The sequence below is a fragment of the Komagataeibacter sp. SM21 genome (assembly GCF_041402665.1).
Lineage (GTDB): Bacteria > Pseudomonadota > Alphaproteobacteria > Acetobacterales > Acetobacteraceae > Komagataeibacter > Komagataeibacter saccharivorans.
Window position 1 is genome coordinate 13,347 of the sequence record NZ_JBGLOV010000017.1, and the last position, 24,555, is coordinate 37,901.

The following is a 24,555-nucleotide window of genomic DNA, read 5'->3' on the forward strand; positions in this document are numbered from 1 at the left end:
TGCGCCTAACCTTCCTCGCGACCTGAAACCATAAGGTGGGACTGCGTTGTTGAATCCAGTCCCTTTGAACCGGGAGCGGCAGACTTTTCTTCTTTTGCCCCACCGCTTGCAGCACTGGAAACACTATCCTGCAACAGACGCGCGCCTTTTTCCATATGCGGTTCCAATGGCTGCGTTGTGCTGTCAGAGAAATTATCACTATCGACACGGCTCATCGCGTTCATGCCCGCCATGGCGGGCAGATGATGCGGCAACGTGGAGATCAGCCGGAAAGACATGACGGCCAGTGTCATCTCCGTCGTGACATACATGGCCAGCATCACCACGATCCCGACGAAATTGTCCAGCAGGTAGCCCTGCGCAAACACGAAGCCGGTTGTCACGGAGAAGCTTTTCATCAGCAGCCAGGACATCGCGGAGAAAATCGTGTAGCTCAGGATCAGCCCGATCACCATCATGGAGGGCCGGAAGATGATGGTGAACAGCACCTCATATCCCCGGATGCCCTTGCCGTGCAGGCCCTCGCCTTCGAACACCATATGCGCCAGCATCCATAACGGCACGGCGATGACCGCCTCGATCACGAGGATGAGCCAGCCACCGACACCCGCGATCCAGTAAAGATAGGGGGTCATGGGCAGCACGTAAGCCAGCGTGACACCGGGCACCAGCAGCATGAACGCTCCCGCGAAAATCGGCGTCAGGAGCGCGCTGATCGCGCCGCTGAACACCATGGCCGATGCCGCGGCCGCCACCTCTCCGGGCTGGCCTGTCACAAAGCCCGCCACGGCCGCCGCACCGGACGCGGTCTTGCTCGCCCCTACGGCCGCCATGCCTATGACAGTCAGGGCGATATCAATCAGCACATGTCCCAGCGTAATCATGCTGGCCAGCGGGTCGGTCCATCCCGACCCGCCCCCGCTGATCGGGTGACTGGTGTTATCGCCAGAACTGGGGGCGATCATCTCGTTGAGGATCAGGGTGAAGACATCCTCGTTGATCCCGATGGCGCGCGTAATCTGGCTGAGCAGGGAATCTGGTGAACTGCCGATGCGTCCGCGGGCGAACATGCGCGGTGCGCCGTAGGGCGCGCTGGCCTGATCGGCGGTGATGATGTTGTCTTCCTGCTGGGCGAGGTAATCGCCGATGGCCTGTGCGAACGGGAGGACGTCATCAGAAAGATACCAGCCCAGTCCCGTCCATGCCGGTGCGGTGATGGTGGGCCGGAGCGACGAGAAGGCGAGGATTTCCGAGTTCAGGCTGGCAATTTCCAGATAGTAGGCTCCCAGCCCGCTCCATCCAAGGTTCTGCAGGGCCGTAACCCCGGCATCGGCCCCCGATCCATCGGCCGCGGACCGTATTTGCGAGACCGCACTGGAGGCGATCGACGACAGCGCATTGGAATAGGACTGCGTGTTGACAATCAGAACGGCATCAAGCGAGCGAAGTGTCGAAACATTCCGGGTTGCCCACAAAGTGGCTGCGATACCCTGCATGGGGCCACGGATGTTGCTGACGAGGTTTGTCAGGGCCTGCTGCTGCTGCGGAGCGAGGGAGGAAAGGTCGATATAGGGTCCGAGGGACGATGTGGTCATGCGCGCAGAAGACGTTGGAACCTGCAGGGTAATGCTGCCACATGGGGCGGCGGCGGTCTGTTCGCCTTCTGCGAGGTTATAGGACAGCGTGACCCTGCCGGACCCGTTATTCTGCACGGTGGGCTCGGGGATCAGATTGTGGTTGTTTGACGCGTTGTTGATTATGGCACGACAGAGTTCGCTGGCCATCACACCGAAGATGATTTCACGGGTAGCGGGGGCCATGGGCTGCGCCAGCGGCAGGGCGTCCGGACCAACGGCCCGGATCGTAATATTCTGAAGATTACGCGCCATGCCTATCGCCGATTTGGAGGCGAGCAGGACCAGATCCTGACCGGTCGAAAAACCGCCGAAGGTGCTTATGGGGCTCATCATGATAAGCGCCGTCGCCACACGCACCGGAACCCAGCCGCTGAAACTGGCAGAGAATATCTTGCCGCTTTCAGCGGTGCGGTGGATCTGCATGACCGTGGCATAGGAGATCCATGCCGCGACGATCAGCATGACATAGGCGGAAAAATACGAGAGCATCGTTCCCGTAGTGGTCTGGGACGAACTGCCCATCGGGAAAATGCTGTCCAGCACGCGCCCGGTCCAGTCATCCCCTGCCGCCAGATCGCTCCAGGTGACGTCGGATGCGGTGGTATCCGCATGGGCGCTACCTGACAGGAGCAGATAACCTGCCAGGAACACGAAAGCCATCAGCCAGAAGCGGCTGACCGGGCGCGGGCGCGTGTGGATCAAGGCTCAGCGCTCCATGGAGGGGCTGCTGTCACGTCCGCGCTGCTGCCCGAAGATACGTTCGAAATGCGCGCGAAACTTCTCGACCAGTCGTTCGACCAGCCCCCCTATGTCCTGCAGGAAATTCCTGCCAGCCTGCTCGCCCGGGACTTTTTCGAGTTCCAGGCCGAGAGCCGCGACATTCCGGGTCGTCTCCACAACGGGGGCCTGTTCGGATGCCCCGCGCTCGCGTGTCTCCTCGTCCAGTCGCCTCGTAGCCGTGCGCAGTCCGATGCCAGCCTTATGAAGCTCGTTGCGTGCTGCGACAAAGCCCGGATTAGTCTCGCATATCGTATTATATTCATTGCGCAGGTCGGCGAACGGGCCATCGGCTGTCATGCCCGCCACCACAGCGGGAACCGTTTTCCCTGACGTGCGGGCGGCGGTCTCGATACGCTCGAAGAAACCGGGCTCTTCCTGACGGAGATCGCCCAGCCGATCCCTGACCGTATCCATCGCGGTCGTCGTGGCGGCGATCATCTTGTTGATCCGGCTCTCATCCCGCTTACCCCTGAAATTACTGGCCCATTTACCGATGCCGGCAATCGGCGAGGGAATGTTCGAAGGTGCGGGTTGCGGTTTGTTCTGGGGACTGGCAGACGCTTCGGTCTGCTCTTGATCGGGACCTTTTGGCGATTGAACGTTATTCGGAACCTTAACTTCTTGTGGTTCACGAACCGAAGAAGGCTGTGATTCCTCGGCCTGTCGCGCGGCCTCCCGATCCCCGTCCCGTACCTGATCCTCTATATTTCGAGAACTGGCAGCCTTTGCTGAAGCGGGCACATCCTGAGGCTGCTCATCGCCCCGTGATGCGCGCGATGATCTTTCATTGGCGGGAGCCGTGCCCGGTTCGCTATCTTCATGCACGGTCTCGGGCGCGGCCCCTCGCGCCAGCTCGGCCTCCTGAGGCGGCGCAGCAAATCCCGGGCCTCCGGCTTCCGGCGGGAATGGCTGCGCTTCCTCTGCGGCCGCCCGGGCGGGCGGGCTCCGGACAGGCTGTTCAGCCACCAGTTCAGGCGCAATATCCGGCTGGACCGGTGACGGGGCGGCTGCCCGCGCAATAACCGGCGCCCCCAGTGACGCCTGCACCTGCTGCACAAGATGCTCGGCCGCCATCCGGGCCATGAAGGACTCCTGCTGCTCGGGCGTCAGGCGCGCCGTTTCCATCGCGACCGAACGGATGTCCGTAATCAGCGCGTGGTCATGCAGTGTGGCGGTCTGCTCAAGGGCGGCCCGGATCTGCGGGTTTTCAAGCCCGGGATAGGTGGATGCCAGATGCGCCATGCCTGCGGTCAGGAAGGGCGAGACAGCCGGGGCCTGACCCGTGCCGCTGAATTTCTGCCAGTCCTGCACCAGCCATGCGACCTGCGTGCAGAAACGGGGATCGTTTTCAAGCGCCGGGTTTTCCGCAAGGCGCTTCTGAAGGTCTGCGAGATCCTTCGCAAGACCGCGTTCGCCCTCGGGAACGGTGCGCTGCTGCGCATCCAGACCGGCAAGGGCCGTTGCGATAAAACTCTGGGAGGTGGTTGTCTGTGACATATGATCCTCAGTTGCTGGAAGTGGACGGGACAGGCATCGGGGAAGTCCGGGGCCTGCGCTGTTCCGCCGTAATGGAAAGACGCGTCGCCTCGGCCAGCGCGCGGGTCTGGTCGAGCTTGAGCTGCTGCCACAGCAGCCAGTTGCGTTGCGCATCAAGGAGGGCGATCTGGATCAGGACCGACTTTTCGCCGGGCATCGCCTGAAGATCGCCCTGCCAGTCCGTGCCCGCATATTTGCGGTTGACCTCAAGCTCGGTGGCTTCCCACTGGCTGCCGGTGTCGGTCTGGGTAATGCCCTCACGCTGCGCTTCGGCTTTCTGCGCCGCGGAAAGCGTGACCGTGCCGGTATGCCAGCTCAGGACATCGTCACCGATCTTGTGTGCAAGGGAGATCGCCGCGTTATAGCCCCGGCGCTGGGGGAGGCCCTGCTGCCCTTCGGTAGTGTTGAGGGCGCTGCCCCGCAATGCCGCGGGCGCCACCGGCTGGATCAGGGTGGTTTCGTAGTCGTTCGCGCGATCAATCGCCGTCTGGTCCGCATAGACGGGCGGGGTCAGAAGGCTGGAGGCGTTCTGGTCGGCCGCCTTTACCCCGGCGGCCGCAAGCGAACAGATCCCGGCTTCTGCTTCGGCATCGTCGCAGTATTTCGAGAAATGATGCGTATTGTTGGCCTGCGCCGCCTGTCCCCCGCCAGCCCATGACGGCGTATCCCGGGCCGCGTGCGTCCGGTTGTCCTTCGCCCCGTCAAGCGCGGTCGCGACCGCCATTGCGTTATGCGCCGCTACGACCGCTGACTGTCCACCTTCAAGGTTGAGGCAGTCCTGGCGGTTGACTGCATGATCGTCGCGGATCTGCGCATTACGCACATCGCGGGCCAGTCGGGCCTGGACCAGGTTGTTCGCATCCGCAATCTGCTCCTGCGCGCCCACCTGCGCCTTCATATAATTGCTGAGCTGGGTAAACCCGTTGCCGAGCGAACCATTGATGAGGCCGAGCGAGTCATTGAGAACAGTCTTTGTCGTATTGACGACCGAGTTCATTGCACTCTGCAGGGCGGTGATGGCGGCTATGATCGGCCCTTCATCAATCCCGAACAGCGCATAAGCTGGCCGGGGTGCCAGCATCATGCCCGCGGCAAAGCAGGCGGATGCAAGCAGGATGCCGCGCGCCGCCCTCATTGGGAGATCTCCGAGATGCCGGAACCAGGGCCCATGAGCTGGAGCGAATAGCCATCGGGAAGCTGGGAATCTCCCGTGACGTCCCACGAACTGTCGCCGCTGGTATTCGTGGCCGTGCTGATAAGCGCGTCACCACCACCCCCGAAATTAAGCGAGGGACAGAACGCGCCTGCCCCCAGCCCGAGATCGAAATTGTTGTCGAGGCCGGTTACGGTCAGGCCACACTGCGCCGCGCCTTCAAGGTTCTGCCACACACTGGTCAGTTCCGAGCACACCTTGCCCATGGTCGCCTGTGCGATCGAGGCGACGTTGAGCCCGTTGGTCAGCACATCCAGTCCCGCGCCATTGAAGAAATTGCCCAGACAGGTGAACTGCGTAACGGATTGGGGCTGGTGGATCGTCGTATCGTCCGCTTTCATCTGGGCGGCAGCACCTGTCGCCGCGGACTGGATCAGGGTTTCGCATCCCGTGGCAGAAGCCCCCATGGCCACACGGGCATGAAGGGCCAGACAGGCTATCGCCATGGCGCCCGCATACGCACTCCGTTTCATGCGCCGGGCTCCGGCATGGCGTGCGCGCTGTTATCGCCATGACCGGTAGCGGCCACCACCCTCTCGCGGTGCGGCGCAAGGACGTCACGGGCGCGCCCGGCATCCAGCCATTCCGGCAGGCGGCTTCCCACCACACGATCTTCCTGATGATCCATAACTGGCTCCGACAGACGTTATCGTGCCGAGGATAGGTCTCGCGGTTGTGGGTCCGGACAGGCGTGATGACACACATCGCCGTCGCGGCCAGACTCCGTGTCCAGCCGGGTGGATACATTGCACCCATGCGCGGAGTACATGGCAGGTACGACAGAAAATCTATCGAACGCGAATTCGTTATTATAACTAGGGATTTCAGAACGGAAGAATTACTGTCCACGACCGCGGACCAGAGCGATTATGCGTGCAAAGCTGCTATTCGCCGTGTAATGTAACGAACATATTCACTAATGATTACCGGTCAGGAGGGTTCTTGTGCGATCTTCATTAATAACAGGAAGCGCATTTTCCCGTTTCTATCAGGACCCGCTCACTCCTGTATTTATCCCTTCCGCCATTCCCTTTGTGCGGACTGGTACAGACGGCAGGTTCCCCGGTAACGGCAGGACGGGTCGCACAGCGCGCTGGAGCGCGGATGAAGAGCGGTACGTTACATTAAGGTACCCCACGCAGGTTACGGTCAAATTCATCGCCAGCGTTACGGGCCGTACAATCGGGGCCGTACGCGCCAAGGCTTTACGCCTTGGCTTACGTCGACCGCTACGCGGTCGGGCGGCTGACGCCGCCTCTGCTCATGACGCCCCCCCCCCCCCCGCATTTTTCGATCACAAATTCAAGTAGTTATTTAAATAAACTTGACTTTTCCGGCCTGGTTTCACGCAACCGGTCGGGCCGCGCAATCTGGGATGACAGGGCCGTCACCCATCTTGCCGAACTGTGGAAGCGCCTTTACAGCCCCACTTTCATTGCAGAACTTCTTGGCCTGTCGCCCAAGACCGTGGGCGAAGCCGCCCGCCGTGCCGGCCTGCCCGCACGAACCGGACTGACCCTGCTCAATACCTGCCCGTCCGAAGATCCGTTTGCCGTTCCTGCGAACAGCACGGTGGCCGGCCAGATGATCAGAAAAATCTGCCGCGTCACCAGCCGCATCTTCTTCGTCTCCCCGCGTCACCAGAAAACAGTCCATTGCAGCCTTCTGGGCCGCAGGCGCCTTGCCACATATGCGGCCGGGTTCGCCTGAATATGCGCAATAGCAGGCAGGCAATTACACGGCGTCTACTTGATCCGGCATTCGGGCAACTGTTGATGGGCAGGCTTGCCATCGGCCTTATTGTCAGCATGGCGCTCAACCTCGGACTGGCGATCTGCCTGTTCGTCGCCATCACCCATCCACCCCGCGTGCGGCATATCTATCACGACCCGTTTGGCAAGCCACGCGAGCTGCTCGTCACCAATGAGCCCTATTTTACGGATGCGCAGGTCGCGAACTGGGCGACCGAGAAAGTAACAGGTCTCTATACAATCAATTTCCTGCAATACGCGCAGCAGCTTTCATCCTATGCGCAGTATTTTACGGCGGCCGCGTGGAATACATGGCTCGACGCATTCCGCAAGCCCGGAAACATCGAGTTCATCAAGGCAAGACGGGTCATGCTGACCGCCACCCCGAAATCGGCAGCCTCCATCAGGTGGGAAGGGAAAACCCCGAGCGGCGATTACGAATGGCATGTCCATTTCCCGATGTATCTCAGATGGGAGAACGGAAGCGGGTCGAAGACCGACCAGCTTTCGGTCGATGTCGTCATCCGCAGGACAAACGACCCGCTCCATCCCGATGGACTGGTCATTGCAGAACTGAACGCGCCCCGCGCCAGTAATGGCGGTGACTGAATGCGCTCCTATCGTGTGGCATTACTGGGACTGCTCCTTGCAACAGCCCCGGCCCCGGCTGTGTACGCCCAGTCGCTCAACCAGTCTGACAGGAACGTCCACGTCGATCCTGTCTATTCAGGCACCCTGCCGCCTCCACCTGATGCGGTGAATAAGCTCTACGACCGTTTTGACTCGGGACAGCGCGCGCTGGATGGCGTGGACGATCCACATCGTATCGTCGTGCCCGTATCGCGTTCCGTCACCGTGGCGATGGCCGCCGGCGCACAGATCAATATCGTGCGGATCGCTCAGGACTACCCGGCCTCCATCACTTTCCTCGACGAAACCGGCCAGCCGTGGCCAATCGCATGGGACATCGCCAGCAATAAAAACGGCGGCTGCGACCAGGACGGCGCAGGGCATAATACCGCCGTGCGCCCGGTTGGCATCAATGCCTGCGTGCCTGAGCCGGGATCAAACGTCCTGCAGCTGACCCCGGTGACACGCTACGCCCATGGCGGCGTTCTCGTGAGCCTGAAGGGTGCGCCAAAGCCCATCAGTTTCATGATCGTGGCCGGTACAGGCTCCTATGACGCCGATCTTACGGCGCGCATCGCCGCACGCGGCCCCAATGCCCGCGACCGGCCCAGTGCGGGGCCGGAAATCCCGGCCACGGGATCGTCGTTCTTCAACGCCATGCTCGATGGCACCCCGCCTGCGGAAGCCGTGCCGCTTCTCGTATCCGGGGGCGACCCCGATCGCGCGCGCGCGTGGCAGTACGACCACCACATCTATCTGCGTACAAACTACGACGTGCTGTCGCCCGGCCCGACCGGACATGAGGAACAGTATGGCTACGTGGTCTACGAGATCCCGGAGACACCGGAAGTCCTGGTGAATAACGGGGCCGGTACGCAGTCCTTCCCCCTCCATCTCGCGAAGGACGGCCCGTGAACGACCAGCCTGCTCCCCCCAGAACCCGGTTGCGCGCAAGCTTTGACGACACACGACGCGTCGCAGGCTATCTGGTGGTCCTGATCGGGGTGGTTCTGGCCGGCCTGTATTTCATCTTTCATGTAGGCCAGAAGGACAGGCCGCATTCTTCCAGTGTCAGGAGCCCGGCACTGGACGCGCCTGCAGGCGGTGACAACCAGTCATCCCGCCTTGATGACATCACCAGCCAGCAGGAAAAGAAAAACGCCGAAGACGCTGCGCGCAGGAACCAGTCCTACACCGCTGCCCTGACCGGTCGCGACATTCCCAAAGAGCAGCACATCGCCGAACTGGGCGACCTGCCCGGCACGGAGAAACCCAAGCCTCCAGCGCCCGCCAGCGCCCCGCAAGCGCCTGTTCCCCCGCCCCCTGCGGCGCCGGTGCCACCCGCGGCGAAGCCTGCTTCGACACCACCGCAGACGGCAGCGGCGGACGACCCTTTCAGTAACGCGCCTGCGTCGCCGCCGCCCGCCACGCACCGGGCTCAGCGCATGGAGGCACACGAAGCGGAGCCAGCCATCAGTCTGGCCGCCCAGGCCGAACTGATCGCGGCATGGTCCGGACATGGCTCCACCCTTGAAATGATGCTTCCCGATAATGACAGCCCGCGCACGGCACGCAGGGGTAATACGATTGCAGGTGCCATTTCTACGGCCGGGACGCGATCGGACGCGGCACGGGATGTGGACAGCACGGGCGGTGGCGCGACCCGGACGCACTCATCAGGCGGCACGGATCCGTCTGCGCATGCGGGCGGAAAGCTCCTGCTGGCGGCGGGACGCGGCGTCTATGGCCATTCGGTGATCACCTCGAACAGTGATCTGGGTAGCGAAGTCCTCGTGGAAATCGACTCAGGCCCGTTTGCGAAAGCCCGCATAAGCGGGGCGCTGGAAATGAAAAACGACCGGCTCATCATCAGGTTCAATCGCCTCATGATCGGCGATGCCGCCCCGCTCCAGGTGTCCGCCTACGCCGTCTCCCCCAAAACGGCGGAAACAGGTGTCGCGTCCGAAGTGAACGAACACCTTGCCACACGCATCATCCTGCCCACGGCCGCAGCCTTCGTCGAAGGTCTCGGCAACGCGATGATGAGTGCAAACACAACATCATACACCGGGGGATATGGGGTCAGCGCCTTCACCCATCTCAACCTTGCCCAGCAGATGGGTGCCGCGGGCGGTCGCATGGGACAGGAACTCTCGCAGGTCCTCCAGAAGCAGACCCCGCAGCAGGCGACGGTGAAGCTCAAACAGGGTGATGAGGTCGGCGTCCTCTTCGACGAACCCGTCTACGCGCCCTGATCCGCACCCACAACCGGACATCCCACAATGGGGTGAGAAGGAGAGATACCCCATGAAAGGTAGCGCACTCATGCAGGACAATGACGGCGGCTCGGTCACGATGCTCCGCACGCCCGCAGCCCCACCAACGGGCGGTTCCGACGCCCAGCCCCCGCCCATGCAGCCGGGCTTTCGGCAGCCGGACAATACCGGCACGCAGACGCAATCCGCCCCCTCACAGGTCATGACCGCACGGGGACATGTCCCGCAGGACGGAGCGCAGGCCCCACGACCCGGCATTTCGCGCAGGACACTTTATACCGGTGCGACAGTCGCCATCAGCGCAACAGCCCTTCTGGGCTTTGTCGCCATGCGTCAGGGCGTAAGCCTGCCGTTCGCTGCCACGCACGAGGTTGCGCATTCCAGCGGCCCGGCCTTCAATCCCGCATCGGCATCGGCCCGCGCGGCAACCATTTCGCCGCCCCAGCTTGAAGCAGCAGGCGTGTCGGCGCAGGGCGGCCCCGTGCAGCCGCCGACCCTGCCCCGGAATGCAGCCATTGCCCATCCTCCAGGCATCCCGGCGACCCCGGCGCCGGCGCCGGCGGGGATATCTGACGCGGCCCTGCCGACGTCATTGAATGTCGCCATGCAGCCAGCACAGCCGCAGCCCCCCGCCCTGCCGTCTGCTCCTGTCACTGCCCTGCCTGCAGCACCCCCGACGCAGCCAGCGGTCGAAGCACCCTCCACCGCCCCCACGCAGCCGAGCGCCGAGGATCGCCTTCTCGTGGAGGTAAGTCACAGGATGGAAGAGCTGTCCGACCATGTGGACGCCCTTGAACATCAGCTCGACACCACGCAGCAGGCGATGGGAGAGCGACTGGCGACCAGCATCGGCGAATTCGGTGGCCGTCTTGATGAACTGCGCCACCGCCAGGATATGCTGGAAACGCAGGCTCATGAACAGGCGGCCAGCAGGGCGCAACCGCAGCCCGCGCCGGCTCCCGCGACCGAGGCCGCAGCACCGGCAGGTGCCGCGCCCCCCGCGAAAGCATCCCCCGCACCGGAAAAGAAGCCCGCGCGCCATGAAAGCGCACACCATGAAGCCCCCGCCGCACCGGCGGTTTCCCTGCCGCATTACACGGTGCAGGCGGCAGCCCCCGACATCGCCATCCTGACGGGGCCGGAAGGCAGCCCGATCCGGGTGGAACCCGGCACGGATCTCGGAGCGTGGGGCAAGGTTTCCACGGTCCGCCAGGAGCGCAACGGCTGGGTGGTCCAGACCGATCATGGCGTGATCCGGTAATCGTCCCATGCAGGGACTGTTCAACTTCATTGCGGATATCGGTTCGGCGCTGGAATGGCTCCTGCCGATGTTCTGCTACGTCGGCGGCAGCGGATTCCTGATCGGTGGCGTCTACGGGATCTACCAGCGCTCGGCGCAGGCGAACGGACTGGCCAGCCGTCCCTTCGTGCCCGAACTCATGATTCTGGCGGGCGCGACCTTCCTGTCCTTCCCGCAGTTCCTGAACATGGGCAACCAGACCCTCGGCTTCGACAGCACGGCTTCCCTGTCGGGTGGCAACGCGCCCGCCGCGGTATCCATCGACGCCCTGACCAGCGCCGTTACCGGCGGCCCGGTACAGGTCCTTACGGCAATCCTGCATCTCTTCCGGTTCTACTTCATGAGCTACGGCGCGCTGATCGTCTACTTCGCGATCATCCGGCAGGTCGGACGCGCCCGGGGCATCAACAACTCCTCCACCGGCCTGAACATGGTCATGCTGGCCGGTGGCTTCTTTGTCATGAACGCGGACGTCATCGGCCCCATGCTCCTCAAAGAGCTGCACCTGACATCGTCATGAAAACGCTCCGCCACATCCACACGGTGAATCATCCATGAACAGACTTCATCAGGCACGAAAACTGGCCTCCATCCTCGGCGTTTCCCTCATCGCACTCCATCTGGCCGAGACAGCCGCGCACGCGCAGGCCATCGACCAGATGGCGCAGACCGCAAGTGCCCATATCATTACGGCGTGGGGCTACCTGCTGAACATGGTCTGCTGGATCGGCGGCGGCGTGCTCCTCGCGATCTCCGTATTCTCGTGGTACCAGCACCAGCGCAACGCCAATTCCGGCATACGGATGGGCATGGTCATTGCCGGTCTGGTCTGCGGCGGGTTGCTGCTGACACTGCCGTTCCTCGCCAAGACCGCGACATTTACCCTCTTCGACCAGTCTCCCGCGGTTACCGGCGAACAGAAGCAGATGCTGTTCGATCAGTGACATGTATGATCCTGTGATACATGCGAGGGCGCCGGAAGGCGCCCTCAGACTCTCGACACAGGGCATCAGGCCGGGACAGGGCTGCATGTGCTGCGGTCGCCTCGACGCCCGTGTCGCCGTGGCTCATGTCGTCGTGTGCCTGACCTGCGCGCCCGCCTACGCCCTTGATGAGCCGGACATTGAAACGGTAGCGGCCCTCATATGGCTGCCACAGATGGATCAGGGCGTTCTGGGCCGTCTGGTCAGCGCCATCCATCTGGCCCGCAAACATCCCGAAATAACGGACGTAGCGGGCATGGGCATGGCAGCAGACCACGCCAGCCGCACTTTCGGCGAACTCCATGCATTACGCGCAGAGGCCCGTGAACGCTTCGGCACGGACTCACCGGCCACGCTACGCCGGGTGGTCTCACGCACCCCGTCCACCGATCTCGACGCCCGTAACGGCATGTCGGGACTGCGCATCCTCATGCGCGGAACATGGTTCGGCACGGACCCCGACTTCTATCTCCGCACGCTCCATGATCAGGCGACGGGCTCATGAAAACACGAACGCAGAAACACGAAGTCGGCCGCCGCGACATGCCACTACGCAGGACGGCGTCCCCGACGGGCGCCATACTGCGCGTTCTTGCCAGCCTGTCGCGGGTATTCCGCCGCGACCTCACATCGTTCTGCGACCTCGCGACATGCGACGGGAGTGGCCTGATTACCTTCGGTGGCGATTACGCCACCGTCCTGCGCATCGGCGGCCTGCGCAGGCTGGCGACAAAACAGGACATCATCGACGCGGCCAGGGGGCTTCGCGACGAACTGGTGAGCCTGTTTACCGAACCCGGACATGCCCTGCAGTTCTGCTACGCCGCCGATCCGGATGCCGCCCATGACGTGGTGGAGCGCAACCTTGCCGACCGGCGCGCGATCGCCCGCGCACTGAACGCCGGCTTCGAGGATATCTTCTCCGAACGCGCCCGCGTGCTCACGCCTTACATGCGCGAGGAACGCATATGGCTCGTACTATGGACACGCCCCGGCCGCCTTTCCCGCCCCGAACAGAAGCTGGCCGCGCGACGCCAGAAGCGCGACACGGCAATGCTTCCCCCGATCGGTGACGCGCAGAACCCCTGCCTGTCGAACCCGGAACTGGCAACCATCCATACAGCCTTCGTCGGTCGCGTCATGGAGGCCATGTCCAAACGTGACGTCCTGGTGGACGAACTCCCGCCGCGCGACGGGCTGCGTGCGATCCGTGAGGAAATCCTTCCCGAAACGGCGGGCAGCACATGGACACCGTCCACACCCCTGGACCGTCCCCCGCAGCATATTCCCGACGAGGACAGGCCGGCGGACATTTCAGACATGCTCTGGCCGCCGCTGCGCGAACAGCTTTTCCTTGACGATGCCTATACGCGGGATTTTTCCACGATCCGCATCGGCGTGAATGACTGGACGCCGGTCGACATGACCCGCGCTCCGGACCCCAATACGCTGGCGCCGTTCACCGAACTGGCCGCGCGCATGGCCCAGCGCAGGATGCCGTGGCGGATGGGCGCGCTGATCGAGGGCGCGCGCCCCGGCTACATGAACTGGAAGGCCGCGATCGCCACCTTTCTCAAATTCGGCACCAACAGGGCCATCCACATCGCCTTTCAGGAACTTGACGCCATCCGCGCGCGACAGGGGGAGGCGATCACCAGGCTCCGCGTCTCCTTTGCCACGCGGGCCAGCACGGGGGACGACGAACGCCTCGGGATCAGGGCTTCACGGCTGCAGCAGGCCATTGGGGCATGGGGCGGCGCCAGTGCGACACGGGTATGTGGCGACCCCCTTGCCGGTGTCATGTCCTCATCGCCGGGGCTCGCGATCGCCTCAACCGCGCCACCAACGGCGGCCCCCCTGACCGAAGCCCTTACCCTGATGCCGTGGGCGCGGCAGGCCTCGCCATGGCGCGACGGCGCGATCATGTTCCGTGCGGCGGACGGGAAGATCGTTTTCTTTGACCCATCCGGCGCCGGACGGGGCGCGGTGCTCGACCTTTTCGTCGGCCCCTCCCGTCGCGGCAAGTCGGTCCTCGATAACGCCCTGCTTCTCGGCACGCTGCTCAGCAATGCGAGCATGAGCGATGAAGGGCCGCGCATCCCCATGATCGGCAAGCTCGATGTCGGGGATTCAACCAGTGGCTTTGTCGACATGGCGATCAATGGCCTGCGCCCCGAGGACCGCCACCTCGCGGTGCACGTTCCCTTCCAGCTCATCGCCGACCACGCCTACAACATCTTCGACACCGAGGCGTGCTGCCGCAAACCCCTGAGCTATCATCGCACGTTTCTCGAAAACTTCCTCTCGCTGGTCTGCACCCCGCTGGATGGCAAGGCATTCGAGAGCATGAACCAGCTGATTTCGGCGGTGATCACCTGTGTCTATGAACTCTATTCCGATGAAGGGCCGTCGGTCAGGCCCAGGATGTACCGCGCCGGCATGCGCCCCGACGTGGACGCACGCCTCGCCAGCCTGCGCATCGACGTCGCGCAATACGCGACATGGTGGGACATCGCCGACGCCTTCGCGCAGGCCGGTGACATGCGGTTCGCACACTTTGCGACCCAGCAGGCGGTGCCCGTCATGGCGGACCTGCTGGACGCCATACGCGAAGACCGGATCAGGATTCCGTTTGAAAAGCCCAATCCGACAGGCGGACAGGAAAACTCGATCGACCTCTTCCACCGCTACATCACTTCGTTCATCAGCCGCTATCCCACCCTGAACCAGCCGACCAGGCTGGATCTTGGCGATGCGCGCATCATCGTGGTGGATATTGCCCGCGTCGCACCCGAAGGGCACGGGGAGTCCCAGCGCCAGACGGAACTCATGTTCCTGCTTGGCTTCCAGATCATGGCCCGGAACTTCTTCCTCGACCCCGATGAAGCCCATGACGTCCCCGAGCATGTGCGCGCCCATCACGAACGGCGGTTTCGCGAATTCCGTGAATCCTTCAAGCGCATCGGCTGCGATGAATTCCAGCGTACGGCGGGTGCGCCACTCATCCAGCGCCAGTTCGAGGAAGCTGCCCGCCGCGCGGCCAAGCTCAACGTGAAAATCGGGCTCGCCAGCCAGAAACTCGGCGATTTCGGGACCTATCTCATCCAGCATTCCACCGGACGCTTCATCCTTGGCGCGGCCAACCCGGACGAAGCCACGGAAATTGCCGAGACCTTCCGCCTGACACCCGCTGGCCACCAGATCGTTGAAACCGGCCTCACCGGCCCGCGACAGGACGGGGCCGGATCTCCGCTGCTCCTGCAGATCCTCGTGCATGGCGCATGGTACGAACTGCATGTCCTCAACCTCATGGGACCGATCGAACTCTGGGCGCTTTCAACCACGCCCGAGGATACGGCACTGCGTCGACGGGTCTATGACGCACTGGGCACGACCGAAGCCCGCCGCAGACTGGCGCAGGTCTTCCCGCGCGGCACGGCCCTGACGGAGATCGAGCGCCGGAAACAGGCCCGGACCCGACAGGGCGAGACGGCGACGGTGGCCATGGGTGGCGTCGTAAGCGAGCTGGCCTGCGAAATCATCAACGGCACGGGGCTGGGCACGGTCATCCGCGAAGAAAAAGCGTGACGCATGTCCGGACCCACAAACGATGCCGTGACACTGTCTTCATGAAACGAAACCACCTTCTGCTCGCGGCGCTGCCCCTCCTTGCCGGATGCGCGGCGCATCCGGACACGGCGCCCGTCGATGTGACCACACCGGGACTGCCTTCGCCCGAACTGGCGCTCCAGCACAGTATCGACCGCGTTCACAGTTTCATGGGGAGCCTGAACCAACGGCTGGACGTGCCATCCCCGGTAGCGGCCCCACCCGGCGCGGCCGAAGCGGCACTGGCGAAGACGGCTCCCGCTGCCGCGCCATCCGCATCACCCGCGCTGCCTGCGCGGGCCGCCACGCCGCAGGCTGCCCGTCCCGATCCCGCGCCCGTCTACGGCAAGGGCGGTATCGTATGGTTCGCCTATGCGGATGGCTCTCCTGTCATCACCTGTGCGGCGGGCGATCTGTGCATTGTGCGGCTGCAGGCAGGCGAGACGGCATCGCAGGATGCGGCAGTACTGACCGGAAGTGCCGGCTGGCGGGCCGATGTGGTGCGCGGCACGAAGGGCGTGCACGCAGGTTGGGCAGTCGCCATTTCAGCGACATCACAGGCGACCGGGGCCGTCCTGCGACTTGTGACCAACAGGCGTTCCTACATCCTGCGCCTCACACCCCATGCACCGAGCATGCGGACGGTGGCCTTTGCCTATGGCGCGAATGATCCGGTTTCCCAGCCGGAACCGGCCTGGACACCCGCCAGCGGGACACAAGACAGGTCGCCTCCCGACTTTTCCTACCGCATGAGCGGTGCGGAACCATCATGGAAGCCCATGCGCGTGTATCGCGACGGCGGCCGGACATACATCCAGTTTCCACCGGGGGGCATCAATGCCGCGCCCCGCCTGGTCATCGTCTCCCCGCAGGCATCAGGCGTGCAGGATTACGCGACGACCGGAGATTCCTACATCGTCAACCGGCCCGTCGATGATGCCCTGCTCATCGGACGGGAAGCCGGTTCCCCCACAATCCGCATTGTCCATGGAGGAAAGCAGTAATGCGACTGCGCCATCATGCCGCCGGCCTGTCCATTGCCGTAGCCCTCGGCGGCTGCGCAGGGCAGGCCCCTGACGCGACCTCCCATATTTCGGGCGCGACGTTTCGCGATACGTCGGCATTGACCGTCTTTATTGCCGATATTCTTGCCAACAGCATGGACGCGCCCCAGTCGACGATCCAGCTTGTGCCGTATTCGGGTCCGGATACGGACCACGCACAGATCCTGCTGAGCGACACACTACGCGAGCGCGGCTTTGCCATCTCACCGGAAGGCATGCGTTATCCGGGCGCCCACGGCGTGCGATACGCCGTCTCGCCGGTCGGCCAGAACCTGCTGCTCGAACTCGATGTCGATGACGCGGATGCAACCTGTCTTTACGGCCATGACGAAGACGGCGCCCTCCAGCGCGTGGGCAGTTGCACATTGCGCGCAGGCTCCGCCCTGACACTGCGCATCCCCAGGGCAGGACCGGCCGGTATGGCGAGCCACCCGGTCAGTCATTCGGTCGCAACACCGACAGCACCCGCCGCGCCGCCTGTCGAAATCTGGTCGCTTGTCGAAGGCCAGCCCATCCGCGACCAGATGATCGCATGGGGCGACCGCGCCGGATGGAAAGTCATCTGGCCGCATTCCCTGAACTGGACCGTACCGGCGATGACCTCGTTTACCGGCGACTTCGTCAAGATCATGGGCGACGTGGTGCGCACCATCTCGGACGAAGGCAAATCCATTCACGCCGACTTCCATGCCTCGAACCGCATGCTGGTCGTCACATCCCCGGGCGGAGACAGCCGATAATGAAACCGTTCCGCACCCTTGTCGGATCCTGCGCCCTTCTTGCCCTTCTCGCCGGCTGCAAGGATTTCAACACCGCGCACCGAAGCGAAGATGACATCCGCAGGTTCGCGCGAGAAAACCACGTCCCTGACCAGCCGGTCGTCACATTCAGCGACAAGCCCTGGCTTCTGGGGGACAGCATCCGGGACGTGGACCCGGTGCCCGAAACCCTGCTGCGACCGGCCGGCCTGACGTTCGCACGCCCCATGTCGCTGCGCGATCTCGTCATGGCCGCAAGCCGGGTGACGGCAATCCCTGTAAGGATAGCCCCGGATGCCGACGCCGATGACAGCGGCGGGGAAACCATGGCCACTGCCATGCCGGTGGCGTTCAACGGGACGACACTCCCCCCGCCCCCGGGTGCGACGACGGCCGCCAGCGCCACGCGCGGTTCGGGCAGTGCTGCCCGAAGTGGCAGTTCGAGCTGGAGCCGGAGCGGCACATGGTTCGATTATCATGGCACCCGTGAAGGACTGTTCCAGACGATCGCCACACGCTTCGGCATCTCGCAGCGCTGGGCCGACGACCATATCGAGTTCTTCCGCTACCAGACCAGGACTTTCCCCATTCCTGCATTCGCGGGCGAAACCACGTCGAGCAATTCCATCATCGCCTATACGGGCGGCGGTGGCGGTTCATCCGGCGGGATGGGCGGCGGCATGGGGAGTATGGGCGGCGGCATGTCTTCGGGCGGCATGGGTAGCGGTGGAGGCATGGGCGGCAACAGCGGTTCGTCCGGTCAGTCCATGGGCATGGGTGGCATCTACACCCAGACGAAGACCGATCGCTGGAAGAATCTCGAAAAAACCGCTCGGACCGTCTCGAACGGGGCACAGGTGGTCGCGGATGACGGCCTTGGCACGCTCTCTGTAACGGGCACGCCGGACCAGATCGCGCGCGTCGAGGACTGGGTGCACGCCCTGAGCGACAATATGCTCAAGCAGGTCGCGGTCGAGGTCCATGTCTACACCGTGAAGGTCTCGCGCGAGAGCAATTACGGCTTCAGTCCCCAGGTCTCCTTCACCTCTCATGGCGGACTGGTCGGGTTGACCTCAACGCCTGCCTCCATCCCCGCATTGCAGACTTCCGACACGCCCTTCTCGTTCGGCGCTTCCATCCTCGATACCGGCAAGGGGACCGGTGGCCTTTTCTCGGGCTCGAAGGTGGTGGTGCAGGCCCTCCAGCAGATCGGCAATGTCACGGAACAGTATGACCGCTCGGTCGTCACCACCAATGGGCTCGTGGCGCCATTCCAGAACGGGATCAACACGACCTATCTTGAAAACTCCAGCTCCATGCTCGCCACCAATGCCGGGTCATCCAGCACCCTCTCTCCCGGCGTCGTCATGTCCGGGTTTATGGGGTCGGTCACGCCCAAGGTCATCGACAACCGCATCCTGCTTCATGTGAACTTCCTGCTGCAGACACTGCTGTCGATCACCACGATCACCAGTAACGGGTCCTCCATTCAGGCGCCCAAGACGTCGAGCACTTCGCTCGACGATACGGTAACGCTCCAGAACAATTCGACCCTCGTCCTCAGCGGCTACGTCGACGACGCCACCCAGCGCACCCGCAACGGCGTGGGCTCCGCAATGAACTGGCTCTTCGGCGGCGGCGGGGACGCCGTGGTCCAGAAAACCCATGTCGTCGTAACCGTGGAGGCGCACACGCTATGAAGAGGACCCTTCTGGCGGCGACCATGATGGCAGCCCTTCCGGCGACCTGTCCCGCAGCGGATATCCCGCTGCCCTCATGCGCCCTCCACCTCGCGCAACCGCCCGTCGGCGGCGTCCTGACCGAGGAGCAGATCGACACGAACAATGCCTGCATCCTGACCATGCAGCAGGAGACGTCGGTTGCGGAAGCCGCAGCCAAGATCGAGGAGGCCAACCGGCGCGCTTCAGGGAAACAGGAGAAAGCTTCCGTCGCAGCACCTGTCGCGTATCCCGCGGTCGCCAGCCGCGTCATGGCACCGCCGCAACCGGCCATGCCGCAGCATCATATGGATACGCCAACGCCGCAGGCCGCAAAAGCGGCCACGCCGGTCGCAGCGCCTCCCCCGCCCCCGCAGCCGCCGGTCGTCACGGGGATCATGTGGGACGGCGCGACCTACAGCGCCGACCTGATTTTCCCTGATGGCGGCTCCATGGAAGTCCGTCGCGGGACAACCCTGCCCGACGGATCATCGGTGGTCATCGTATCGCAGGGCGGGGTCTACACCCAGGCGGACGGAACCATCCGCCCCCTGCGTTTTGAGAGTGGCGAGACCCCGGCGCCGGCCGCGTCATCCACGCCAGCACGCCATCCTGTACCATCCCCCCCGCCCGTGCCGTCCATACCTCCATCCTATCCTGTAATGCACTGAGGTCACCGTGGGATTTTTCATCAAGGACGGGGCGCGGATCTGGTGTGGCGACCTGCGCTGGAAACAGTATCCGCGCAAGCCTTCCTTCCGCACCATCCGGCGTGATGCGCTGGCGATGGACATGACGCATTTCGTGCGTACTGCCCAGCTACCCAACCGGATCGGGTATCTCAGGCTGGACCAGCAGCGCGACAGGATCCATCCCGACAGCCTGCTCCTGTCCGTCGCGGACCATTTTGGCGCGCAGTATTTCGGCGAATATGAAGTCGGCCCCGACCAGCACTGGCTGATCGCCACCGATGATGCCGGGATACCGCTGCTCGGTTCGGACGGGATCTACACGAGCGCGGAGATCGACGCGGTCCGGACGTCTTTCGCAGGGCACACATTCACCCGTGAAGGCATCCTGTCGGAAGACGAGTTCGCGACGCTTCAGAAAGCACTGCCCGCCGCGCCGATCGCCCTTCGGTCAATATCCCTGCGGCCCTACTATATTACTGCCTCGGCCGTCCTTGTCTCCGTCCTGGTCGTGTTGCAGGTGGCCCGCATCGTCCAGCAACACCGGATGGAAGCCGTCCGTCTTGCCGCACAGAAAAGCCTCAACCACACCACGCGCCCGTTCAGGCCGCCGCCGCCGATTGCTCCCGCCGACTGGGTCGGTACCTGCCTGCGGGCTGCGCACTCATTCCCGGTCTTCGCCCGCGGCTGGACACTCGGGCACTGGGAATGTCTCGACCATGGCCTGACCGTCACCTGGCAGCGCAGTGGCGGCACGCTCGCCTCTGCCCCAGCCGGTGAAATACAGGACAGCGGCAATACGGTCGCAAGTCACATTCTCCTTGGTGTTCCTCCAGCAGACCCGGCCCTGCCGGCCCCGACGCTGGATGAACGCCAGTTCCTCGCCTTCATCCAGAAGGCCGGCGCGACCCTGACTGTCGGAAAGCCGTCATCGGGAGCCGCGCGCAAGGGGGCCGGTGGCCCCGTGCCGGTCCTGTCCGCCAGCTTTACCTGGCAGACCGATCCGCAGGCGATCCCGTGGAATCAGTTCCGCGGTCTCCACGTCATGCAGATCGCGCGCGTGGTGAGCGCCTCTACCGGTAGCGGATCAAAGGACACATCGACCGGCGGATACCAGATCCAGGTGATGCTCGACAGCTCCGCCGACCCATCCTCCCGACACACAGGACCATAATATGCCCGGACGGCTACTGAACGGTCTCTTCAGGAAAAAGGATCGGGGACATGGCGAGGCACTCGTCGTTCCCGGGGACCTTGAGGGGCAGATCTATATTGACCAGATCAATCAGGTGGTGCTCGCCAGCGAGAACCTCAAAAGGAAAACCAGCTTTCTGGAATGGCTTGATGACACCCGCCGTCACAAGAACATGCGTCTTGTCCGGGTGCAGTGGGTGCCACTCAGCACGGTGACAGACAGGCTGGACCATGAACACCATGCCGGTGGCGTCCACGATGAAGAGGCTGCTGACGAGGAAGTCCGGGACCACGCTCTCAACCTCCTCAGGGAAGCCGCATCCTGGCGCGCCACCGACATTCACATCATGCGCAAGGACCGTCATACGGAAATCCAGTTCCGCATCAATGGCAGCCTTGTCACGTCGAACCGGTTCGAACTCGACAATACCTACGCCGATCGCCTCATGCGCGCGATGTATTCGCTCGGGGCATCGCGTGAAACCGCGTACAGCGACCTGTCCTTTCAGGACGGCAGCATCGCGGGCGATGTCCTGCGCGGCATGGGCCTGTCCAACGTCCGTATTGTCCGTGGCCCGTGCTTCCCGGTCTCGGAAGGCGGAAAGTTCATGGTGCTGCGTCTTCAGCCAGCCGGTGAATACGCCAGGAAACCCGCGGCCCCGATCAAGGTGGATTTCAGGCCACCGCGCAGGCCGCCGGGCAAGCTCAGGCTGGAATCCTACGGGTTTTCGCCCGAACAGATAGAACGTCTCCTCAATATCGTGAACGCCCCATCAGGGATCCTGATCTGCACGGGACCGACCGGTTCGGGAAAAACGACCCTGCTCTTCGAGCTTGCCCGCAACAAGGCAGACATGCAGCCCGGCCGCCGTCTGGTTACCATCGAACATCCTGTTGAACTTCCGATGCCATGGGCCATCCAGCTCGATATCGCGAATACGGGCGGTGATTCCGGTCGCGATGCCGAGGCTGTGGGCCAGGCGTTCAGGGCCAGACAGGTCACAAGCCTGCGTATGGATCCCGACGATCTCGTTGTTGGTGAAATCCGCGATGCCGAAGTGGCGCTGACAACATTCGCAGCCGCGCAGACCGGCCATTTCGTGATGTCGACACTTCACGTCGACGACCCGTTCGACGCACCGCTCCGGCTGCGCAATCTCGATTATGACCGCCTGAATTTCGGGATCACCTGCAACGCCTCGGTCGTTCGCGGGATCGTGGCGCAGCGCCTCCTGCCGCTGCTGTGTCCACACTGCGCGCAGCGGTGGACGGTCAGTGACGAACGCATGACCCGCCGTGCCCGTGAGGCCGTGCTGACATGGGGAGACGACCCGTCCGCCATACGCAGGATGGGACCCGGATGTGAACACTGCAACGGCACCGGCATTGCCGGACGCACCGCGGTCGCCGAGGTGGTGGAGACCGACGAACAGCTCATGTCGGATTTCGTCGAATATGGGACAGCCGTAGCGCGCCACCGCTTCCGGGCAAGGAAAGATGTCGATCCTACCATGGTCGAGACCGCGATGGGGCGCGTGTTCCAAGGGCTGGTCGATCCCTACACCGTAACACAGACCGTCGACCGTATCCGCGCGCGCGACGTGGTGCTTGCCGAACGCGAGGCCGGTGCGAGGCATGTCAGGGGAGAGCCGGGACGGTGATCCCCTCCCTGTCCGGACCCACAACCATCTGCGCGACATTATCGGCGAACAGACGGAACCCGTGAACCATGGCTCTGAAAATTGTCTATTCGGACGTGTCACCAACAGGTGCCAGCCACAGAACAACCGTGGCGGAATGGCTCGACGCAAACCTGTCCTTCAACTGGAAGGCGAGGGCGACCCTTTACCAGATGATTTCCCTGCGCATGGGCTGGGGGCTGTCCCCGGAAAGCGTGCTGGAACTCTATGCACGTCAGCTACGCCGTCGCCGCAAACGCTCCGTGCCAAACATTCTCGACAGCATCCGTGAGCGCATGAACACGAAAGGTCTCTCCTTCGCCGAAGCCATCCGGCCGTATGTCCCCGATGATGAATACATGATGATCGTATCGGGCGATAAGGCGAACAATATCCCTGCAGCGCTGGACCTTGTCTGTGACGTCAAGTCGCGCATCCGCAAAATCATGCAGGCTATTCGTAGCGCCCTTTACCAGCCCGCCAGTTATCTGGGGGTCCTGTTCGTGTCCCTCTACGTCATCGCGAACTGGGTCGTGCCAAGCCTCGTCACGACATCTTCCATCATGAAGAGCGACGATACGTCGCTTCATATTCTCGTCCTCGCCTCAGGCATGGCGACCGGAAAAATGGTTTTCGTATCCGGGGGCGTGATGCTCGTGCTGGTCGTGCTGCTGTGGTTCAGTCTTACACGGCTGACCGGCCCGTTACGGCTGCTTCTCGAACATCTGCCGCCATGGTCCACCTATCGCAATGTCCAGGGATATGTCTGGCTGGCAGGATTCATCGCGCTGGTACGCGCCGGCATGCCCGATACCGAGGCTCTGCAGCACCAGGCCAACAGCGCAACACCGTGGCTGCGCGAACGTCTTGAAGCCATCCTCGCCAATCTCGGGCCACGGGGACAATCGCTTCCCGAGGCCATGTCCGTCACCGGATACAACTTCCCGTCGCCCGAAATGATCGACGATATCGAAGCAAGCTGGGGCGGCAAGGGCGCTTACGAGCGCCTCCTGAGCAACAGCCGTGCCTGGGCGGACGCGCTTGAGCAGCAGGCGCTGGCGGGCGCGAACATGGCACGCTCCGTGTTCTCCATCGTCATGATGCTGCTCGCAGCGGGTCTTGCCGTCATCGGAAGCAATATCGGCTCCGGGTCCGGGTCAATGGGCGGCATGTAGATCCCCCCCCGAACAACCCCTGAATACAGAAAGGAAGATCACGTAATGGACACCATTGTCCCTATTGTCGTCAAAGTCGTTACAGCCCTGCTGGCACTCGCAGCCCTGCTGGGCCTCATCTACGAACTGTTCCACAAAAGTAGCGCCGAAACGGCGGCCGGTTACCAGAGCAATCTCTTCACCAATATCGAAGGACTCTACCATGGCGGCATGTCGGCCGCCAATTACTCCGACCTCTCCAATTCGGTTGCGATCAAGGCCGCCGCTGTCCCACATGGCATGACCAACGGGGACGGCAGCACCATCACGGGCCCATGGCCTAATTCCACCGTAACCCTGAGCAGCGCCAATGGCGGTGCGGGCTGGCAGGCATTGTGGACCAATGTGCAGAGCGATGGCTGCGCCTCGTTCGTCCGTTCACAGGCCGCATCCAACATTACCGTTGGCGGCACGACGATCACCCCAACCGATACCTCGTCGACGAGCGAGATCGCCAACGCCTGCAACGCCATCGAGTCCGGAGCCACGACGACCATTATCTTCGAGTATGACGGCTAGGCGTA

Annotated in this window: 22 protein-coding genes; 17 read left to right on the forward strand and 5 right to left on the reverse strand. The window is 63.1% G+C overall.

All coding sequences use genetic code 11. From position 1 onward, the window contains the following. Positions 1–5: 5 nt before the first annotated feature. From ACBR42_RS14090 to ACBR42_RS14110, 5 genes are read right to left on the reverse strand one after another with little or no spacing between them, the layout of a single operon-like run. The gene (locus ACBR42_RS14090) at positions 6–2,339 is read right to left on the reverse strand and encodes a DotA/TraY family protein (RefSeq protein WP_371208412.1); all 2,334 of its coding nucleotides are present in this window, start codon (positions 2,337–2,339) and stop codon (positions 6–8) included. Between the two features lie 3 nt (positions 2,340–2,342). Further along, positions 2,343–3,914 carry a hypothetical protein gene (locus tag ACBR42_RS14095; RefSeq protein ID WP_371208413.1) on the reverse strand — a complete coding sequence of 524 codons (1,572 nt, stop codon included), beginning with the start codon at positions 3,912–3,914 and terminating at the stop codon, positions 2,343–2,345. Between the two features lie 7 nt (positions 3,915–3,921). Then, a complete protein-coding gene (locus tag ACBR42_RS14100; RefSeq protein ID WP_243705447.1) occupies positions 3,922–5,088 on the reverse strand; it encodes a hypothetical protein in 1,167 nt (388 codons plus the stop codon). Further along, positions 5,085–5,639, reverse strand: coding sequence for a hypothetical protein (locus tag ACBR42_RS14105; RefSeq protein ID WP_371208414.1), 555 nt, complete (start codon positions 5,637–5,639; stop codon positions 5,085–5,087). The genes ACBR42_RS14100 and ACBR42_RS14105 overlap by 4 nt, the downstream gene beginning before the upstream one ends. Next, the gene (locus ACBR42_RS14110) at positions 5,636–5,794 is read right to left on the reverse strand and encodes a hypothetical protein (protein ID WP_371208415.1); all 159 of its coding nucleotides are present in this window, start codon (positions 5,792–5,794) and stop codon (positions 5,636–5,638) included. The genes ACBR42_RS14105 and ACBR42_RS14110 overlap by 4 nt, the downstream gene beginning before the upstream one ends. Before the next feature lie 584 nt (positions 5,795–6,378). On the opposite strand from ACBR42_RS14110, the gene ACBR42_RS14115 reads away from it, so the two are divergent. The 17 genes from ACBR42_RS14115 to ACBR42_RS14195 all read left to right on the forward strand — a co-directional run bounded on the left by ACBR42_RS14115 (position 6,379) and on the right by ACBR42_RS14195 (position 24,550). Next, entirely contained in the window at positions 6,379–6,876 is a 498-nt protein-coding gene (locus ACBR42_RS14115) for a hypothetical protein (protein ID WP_371208416.1), read from the forward strand. A gap of 65 nt (positions 6,877–6,941) precedes the next feature. Next, on the forward strand, positions 6,942–7,526 hold the full coding sequence (locus tag ACBR42_RS14120; RefSeq protein ID WP_225063077.1) for a DotI/IcmL/TraM family protein: 585 nt from the start codon (positions 6,942–6,944) through the stop codon (positions 7,524–7,526). Next, positions 7,527–8,462 carry a DotH/IcmK family type IV secretion protein gene (locus ACBR42_RS14125; protein WP_371208417.1) on the forward strand — a complete coding sequence of 312 codons (936 nt, stop codon included), beginning with the start codon at positions 7,527–7,529 and terminating at the stop codon, positions 8,460–8,462. It begins immediately after the preceding gene. After that, on the forward strand, positions 8,459–9,802 hold the full coding sequence (locus tag ACBR42_RS14130) for a TrbI/VirB10 family protein (RefSeq protein WP_371208418.1): 1,344 nt from the start codon (positions 8,459–8,461) through the stop codon (positions 9,800–9,802). The genes ACBR42_RS14125 and ACBR42_RS14130 overlap by 4 nt, the downstream gene beginning before the upstream one ends. A 52-nt stretch (positions 9,803–9,854) precedes the next feature. Continuing rightward, positions 9,855–11,084 (forward strand): hypothetical protein, encoded by a 1,230-nt coding sequence (locus ACBR42_RS14135; RefSeq protein ID WP_371208419.1) that lies wholly within the window; start codon positions 9,855–9,857, stop codon positions 11,082–11,084. Positions 11,085–11,091: 7 nt separating this feature from the next. Next, positions 11,092–11,643: a hypothetical protein gene (locus ACBR42_RS14140; RefSeq protein ID WP_225063073.1), complete on the forward strand. Its 552-nt coding sequence runs from the start codon at positions 11,092–11,094 to the stop codon at positions 11,641–11,643. Between the two features lie 34 nt (positions 11,644–11,677). Beyond that, positions 11,678–12,067 carry a hypothetical protein gene (locus ACBR42_RS14145; RefSeq protein WP_371208420.1) on the forward strand — a complete coding sequence of 130 codons (390 nt, stop codon included), beginning with the start codon at positions 11,678–11,680 and terminating at the stop codon, positions 12,065–12,067. An 85-nt stretch (positions 12,068–12,152) separates the two neighbouring features. Beyond that, complete coding sequence (locus tag ACBR42_RS14150) at positions 12,153–12,611, forward strand: hypothetical protein (protein WP_371208421.1); 459 nt, start codon at positions 12,153–12,155, stop codon at positions 12,609–12,611. Beyond that, on the forward strand, positions 12,608–15,694 hold the full coding sequence (locus ACBR42_RS14155) for a type IV secretion protein DotO (RefSeq protein WP_371208422.1): 3,087 nt from the start codon (positions 12,608–12,610) through the stop codon (positions 15,692–15,694). Before ACBR42_RS14150 ends, ACBR42_RS14155 begins: the two co-directional genes overlap by 4 nt. Before the next feature lie 41 nt (positions 15,695–15,735). Then, positions 15,736–16,719 carry a TrbG/VirB9 family P-type conjugative transfer protein gene (locus ACBR42_RS14160; protein ID WP_371208423.1) on the forward strand — a complete coding sequence of 328 codons (984 nt, stop codon included), beginning with the start codon at positions 15,736–15,738 and terminating at the stop codon, positions 16,717–16,719. Then, the gene (locus ACBR42_RS14165) at positions 16,719–17,519 is read left to right on the forward strand and encodes a toxin co-regulated pilus biosynthesis Q family protein (RefSeq protein WP_371208424.1); all 801 of its coding nucleotides are present in this window, start codon (positions 16,719–16,721) and stop codon (positions 17,517–17,519) included. The genes ACBR42_RS14160 and ACBR42_RS14165 overlap by 1 nt, the downstream gene beginning before the upstream one ends. Before the next feature lie 281 nt (positions 17,520–17,800). Continuing rightward, positions 17,801–19,237 (forward strand): pilus assembly protein PilN, encoded by a 1,437-nt coding sequence (locus ACBR42_RS14170; RefSeq protein ID WP_371208425.1) that lies wholly within the window; start codon positions 17,801–17,803, stop codon positions 19,235–19,237. Then, complete coding sequence (pilP, locus tag ACBR42_RS14175; RefSeq protein WP_371208426.1) at positions 19,234–19,926, forward strand: type IV pilus biogenesis protein PilP; 693 nt, start codon at positions 19,234–19,236, stop codon at positions 19,924–19,926. The genes ACBR42_RS14170 and pilP overlap by 4 nt, the downstream gene beginning before the upstream one ends. Positions 19,927–19,933: 7 nt before the next feature. Next, positions 19,934–21,118 carry a type 4b pilus protein PilO2 gene (gene pilO2, locus ACBR42_RS14180; protein WP_371208427.1) on the forward strand — a complete coding sequence of 395 codons (1,185 nt, stop codon included), beginning with the start codon at positions 19,934–19,936 and terminating at the stop codon, positions 21,116–21,118. Position 21,119: 1 nt separating this feature from the next. Further along, a complete protein-coding gene (locus ACBR42_RS14185; protein WP_371208428.1) occupies positions 21,120–22,799 on the forward strand; it encodes a GspE/PulE family protein in 1,680 nt (559 codons plus the stop codon). A 68-nt stretch (positions 22,800–22,867) separates the two neighbouring features. Next, the gene (locus ACBR42_RS14190) at positions 22,868–23,992 is read left to right on the forward strand and encodes a type II secretion system F family protein (RefSeq protein WP_371208429.1); all 1,125 of its coding nucleotides are present in this window, start codon (positions 22,868–22,870) and stop codon (positions 23,990–23,992) included. Positions 23,993–24,037: 45 nt separating this feature from the next. Further along, on the forward strand, positions 24,038–24,550 hold the full coding sequence (locus ACBR42_RS14195; protein ID WP_371208430.1) for a type 4 pilus major pilin: 513 nt from the start codon (positions 24,038–24,040) through the stop codon (positions 24,548–24,550). Positions 24,551–24,555 lie beyond the last annotated feature (5 nt).

What these genes read in the sequence shown, in the direction of transcription:
- ACBR42_RS14095 (WP_371208413.1), bottom strand. Translation starts at nt 3,914, where the DNA reads ATGTCACAGACAACCACCTCCCAGAGTTTTATCGCAACGGCCCTTGCC.
- ACBR42_RS14100 (WP_243705447.1), bottom strand. Translation starts at nt 5,088, where the DNA reads ATGAGGGCGGCGCGCGGCATCCTGCTTGCATCCGCCTGCTTTGCCGCG.
- ACBR42_RS14105 (WP_371208414.1), bottom strand. Translation starts at nt 5,639, where the DNA reads ATGAAACGGAGTGCGTATGCGGGCGCCATGGCGATAGCCTGTCTGGCC.
- ACBR42_RS14110 (WP_371208415.1), bottom strand. Translation starts at nt 5,794, where the DNA reads ATGGATCATCAGGAAGATCGTGTGGTGGGAAGCCGCCTGCCGGAATGG.
- ACBR42_RS14120 (WP_225063077.1), top strand. Translation starts at nt 6,942, where the DNA reads ATGGGCAGGCTTGCCATCGGCCTTATTGTCAGCATGGCGCTCAACCTC.
- ACBR42_RS14125 (WP_371208417.1), top strand. Translation starts at nt 7,527, where the DNA reads ATGCGCTCCTATCGTGTGGCATTACTGGGACTGCTCCTTGCAACAGCC.
- ACBR42_RS14135 (WP_371208419.1), top strand. Translation starts at nt 9,855, where the DNA reads ATGAAAGGTAGCGCACTCATGCAGGACAATGACGGCGGCTCGGTCACG.
- ACBR42_RS14140 (WP_225063073.1), top strand. Translation starts at nt 11,092, where the DNA reads ATGCAGGGACTGTTCAACTTCATTGCGGATATCGGTTCGGCGCTGGAA.
- ACBR42_RS14145 (WP_371208420.1), top strand. Translation starts at nt 11,678, where the DNA reads ATGAACAGACTTCATCAGGCACGAAAACTGGCCTCCATCCTCGGCGTT.
- ACBR42_RS14150 (WP_371208421.1), top strand. Translation starts at nt 12,153, where the DNA reads ATGTGCTGCGGTCGCCTCGACGCCCGTGTCGCCGTGGCTCATGTCGTC.
- ACBR42_RS14155 (WP_371208422.1), top strand. Translation starts at nt 12,608, where the DNA reads ATGAAAACACGAACGCAGAAACACGAAGTCGGCCGCCGCGACATGCCA.
- ACBR42_RS14160 (WP_371208423.1), top strand. Translation starts at nt 15,736, where the DNA reads ATGAAACGAAACCACCTTCTGCTCGCGGCGCTGCCCCTCCTTGCCGGA.
- ACBR42_RS14165 (WP_371208424.1), top strand. Translation starts at nt 16,719, where the DNA reads ATGCGACTGCGCCATCATGCCGCCGGCCTGTCCATTGCCGTAGCCCTC.
- pilP (WP_371208426.1), top strand. Translation starts at nt 19,234, where the DNA reads ATGAAGAGGACCCTTCTGGCGGCGACCATGATGGCAGCCCTTCCGGCG.
- ACBR42_RS14185 (WP_371208428.1), top strand. Translation starts at nt 21,120, where the DNA reads ATGCCCGGACGGCTACTGAACGGTCTCTTCAGGAAAAAGGATCGGGGA.
- ACBR42_RS14190 (WP_371208429.1), top strand. Translation starts at nt 22,868, where the DNA reads ATGGCTCTGAAAATTGTCTATTCGGACGTGTCACCAACAGGTGCCAGC.
- ACBR42_RS14195 (WP_371208430.1), top strand. Translation starts at nt 24,038, where the DNA reads ATGGACACCATTGTCCCTATTGTCGTCAAAGTCGTTACAGCCCTGCTG.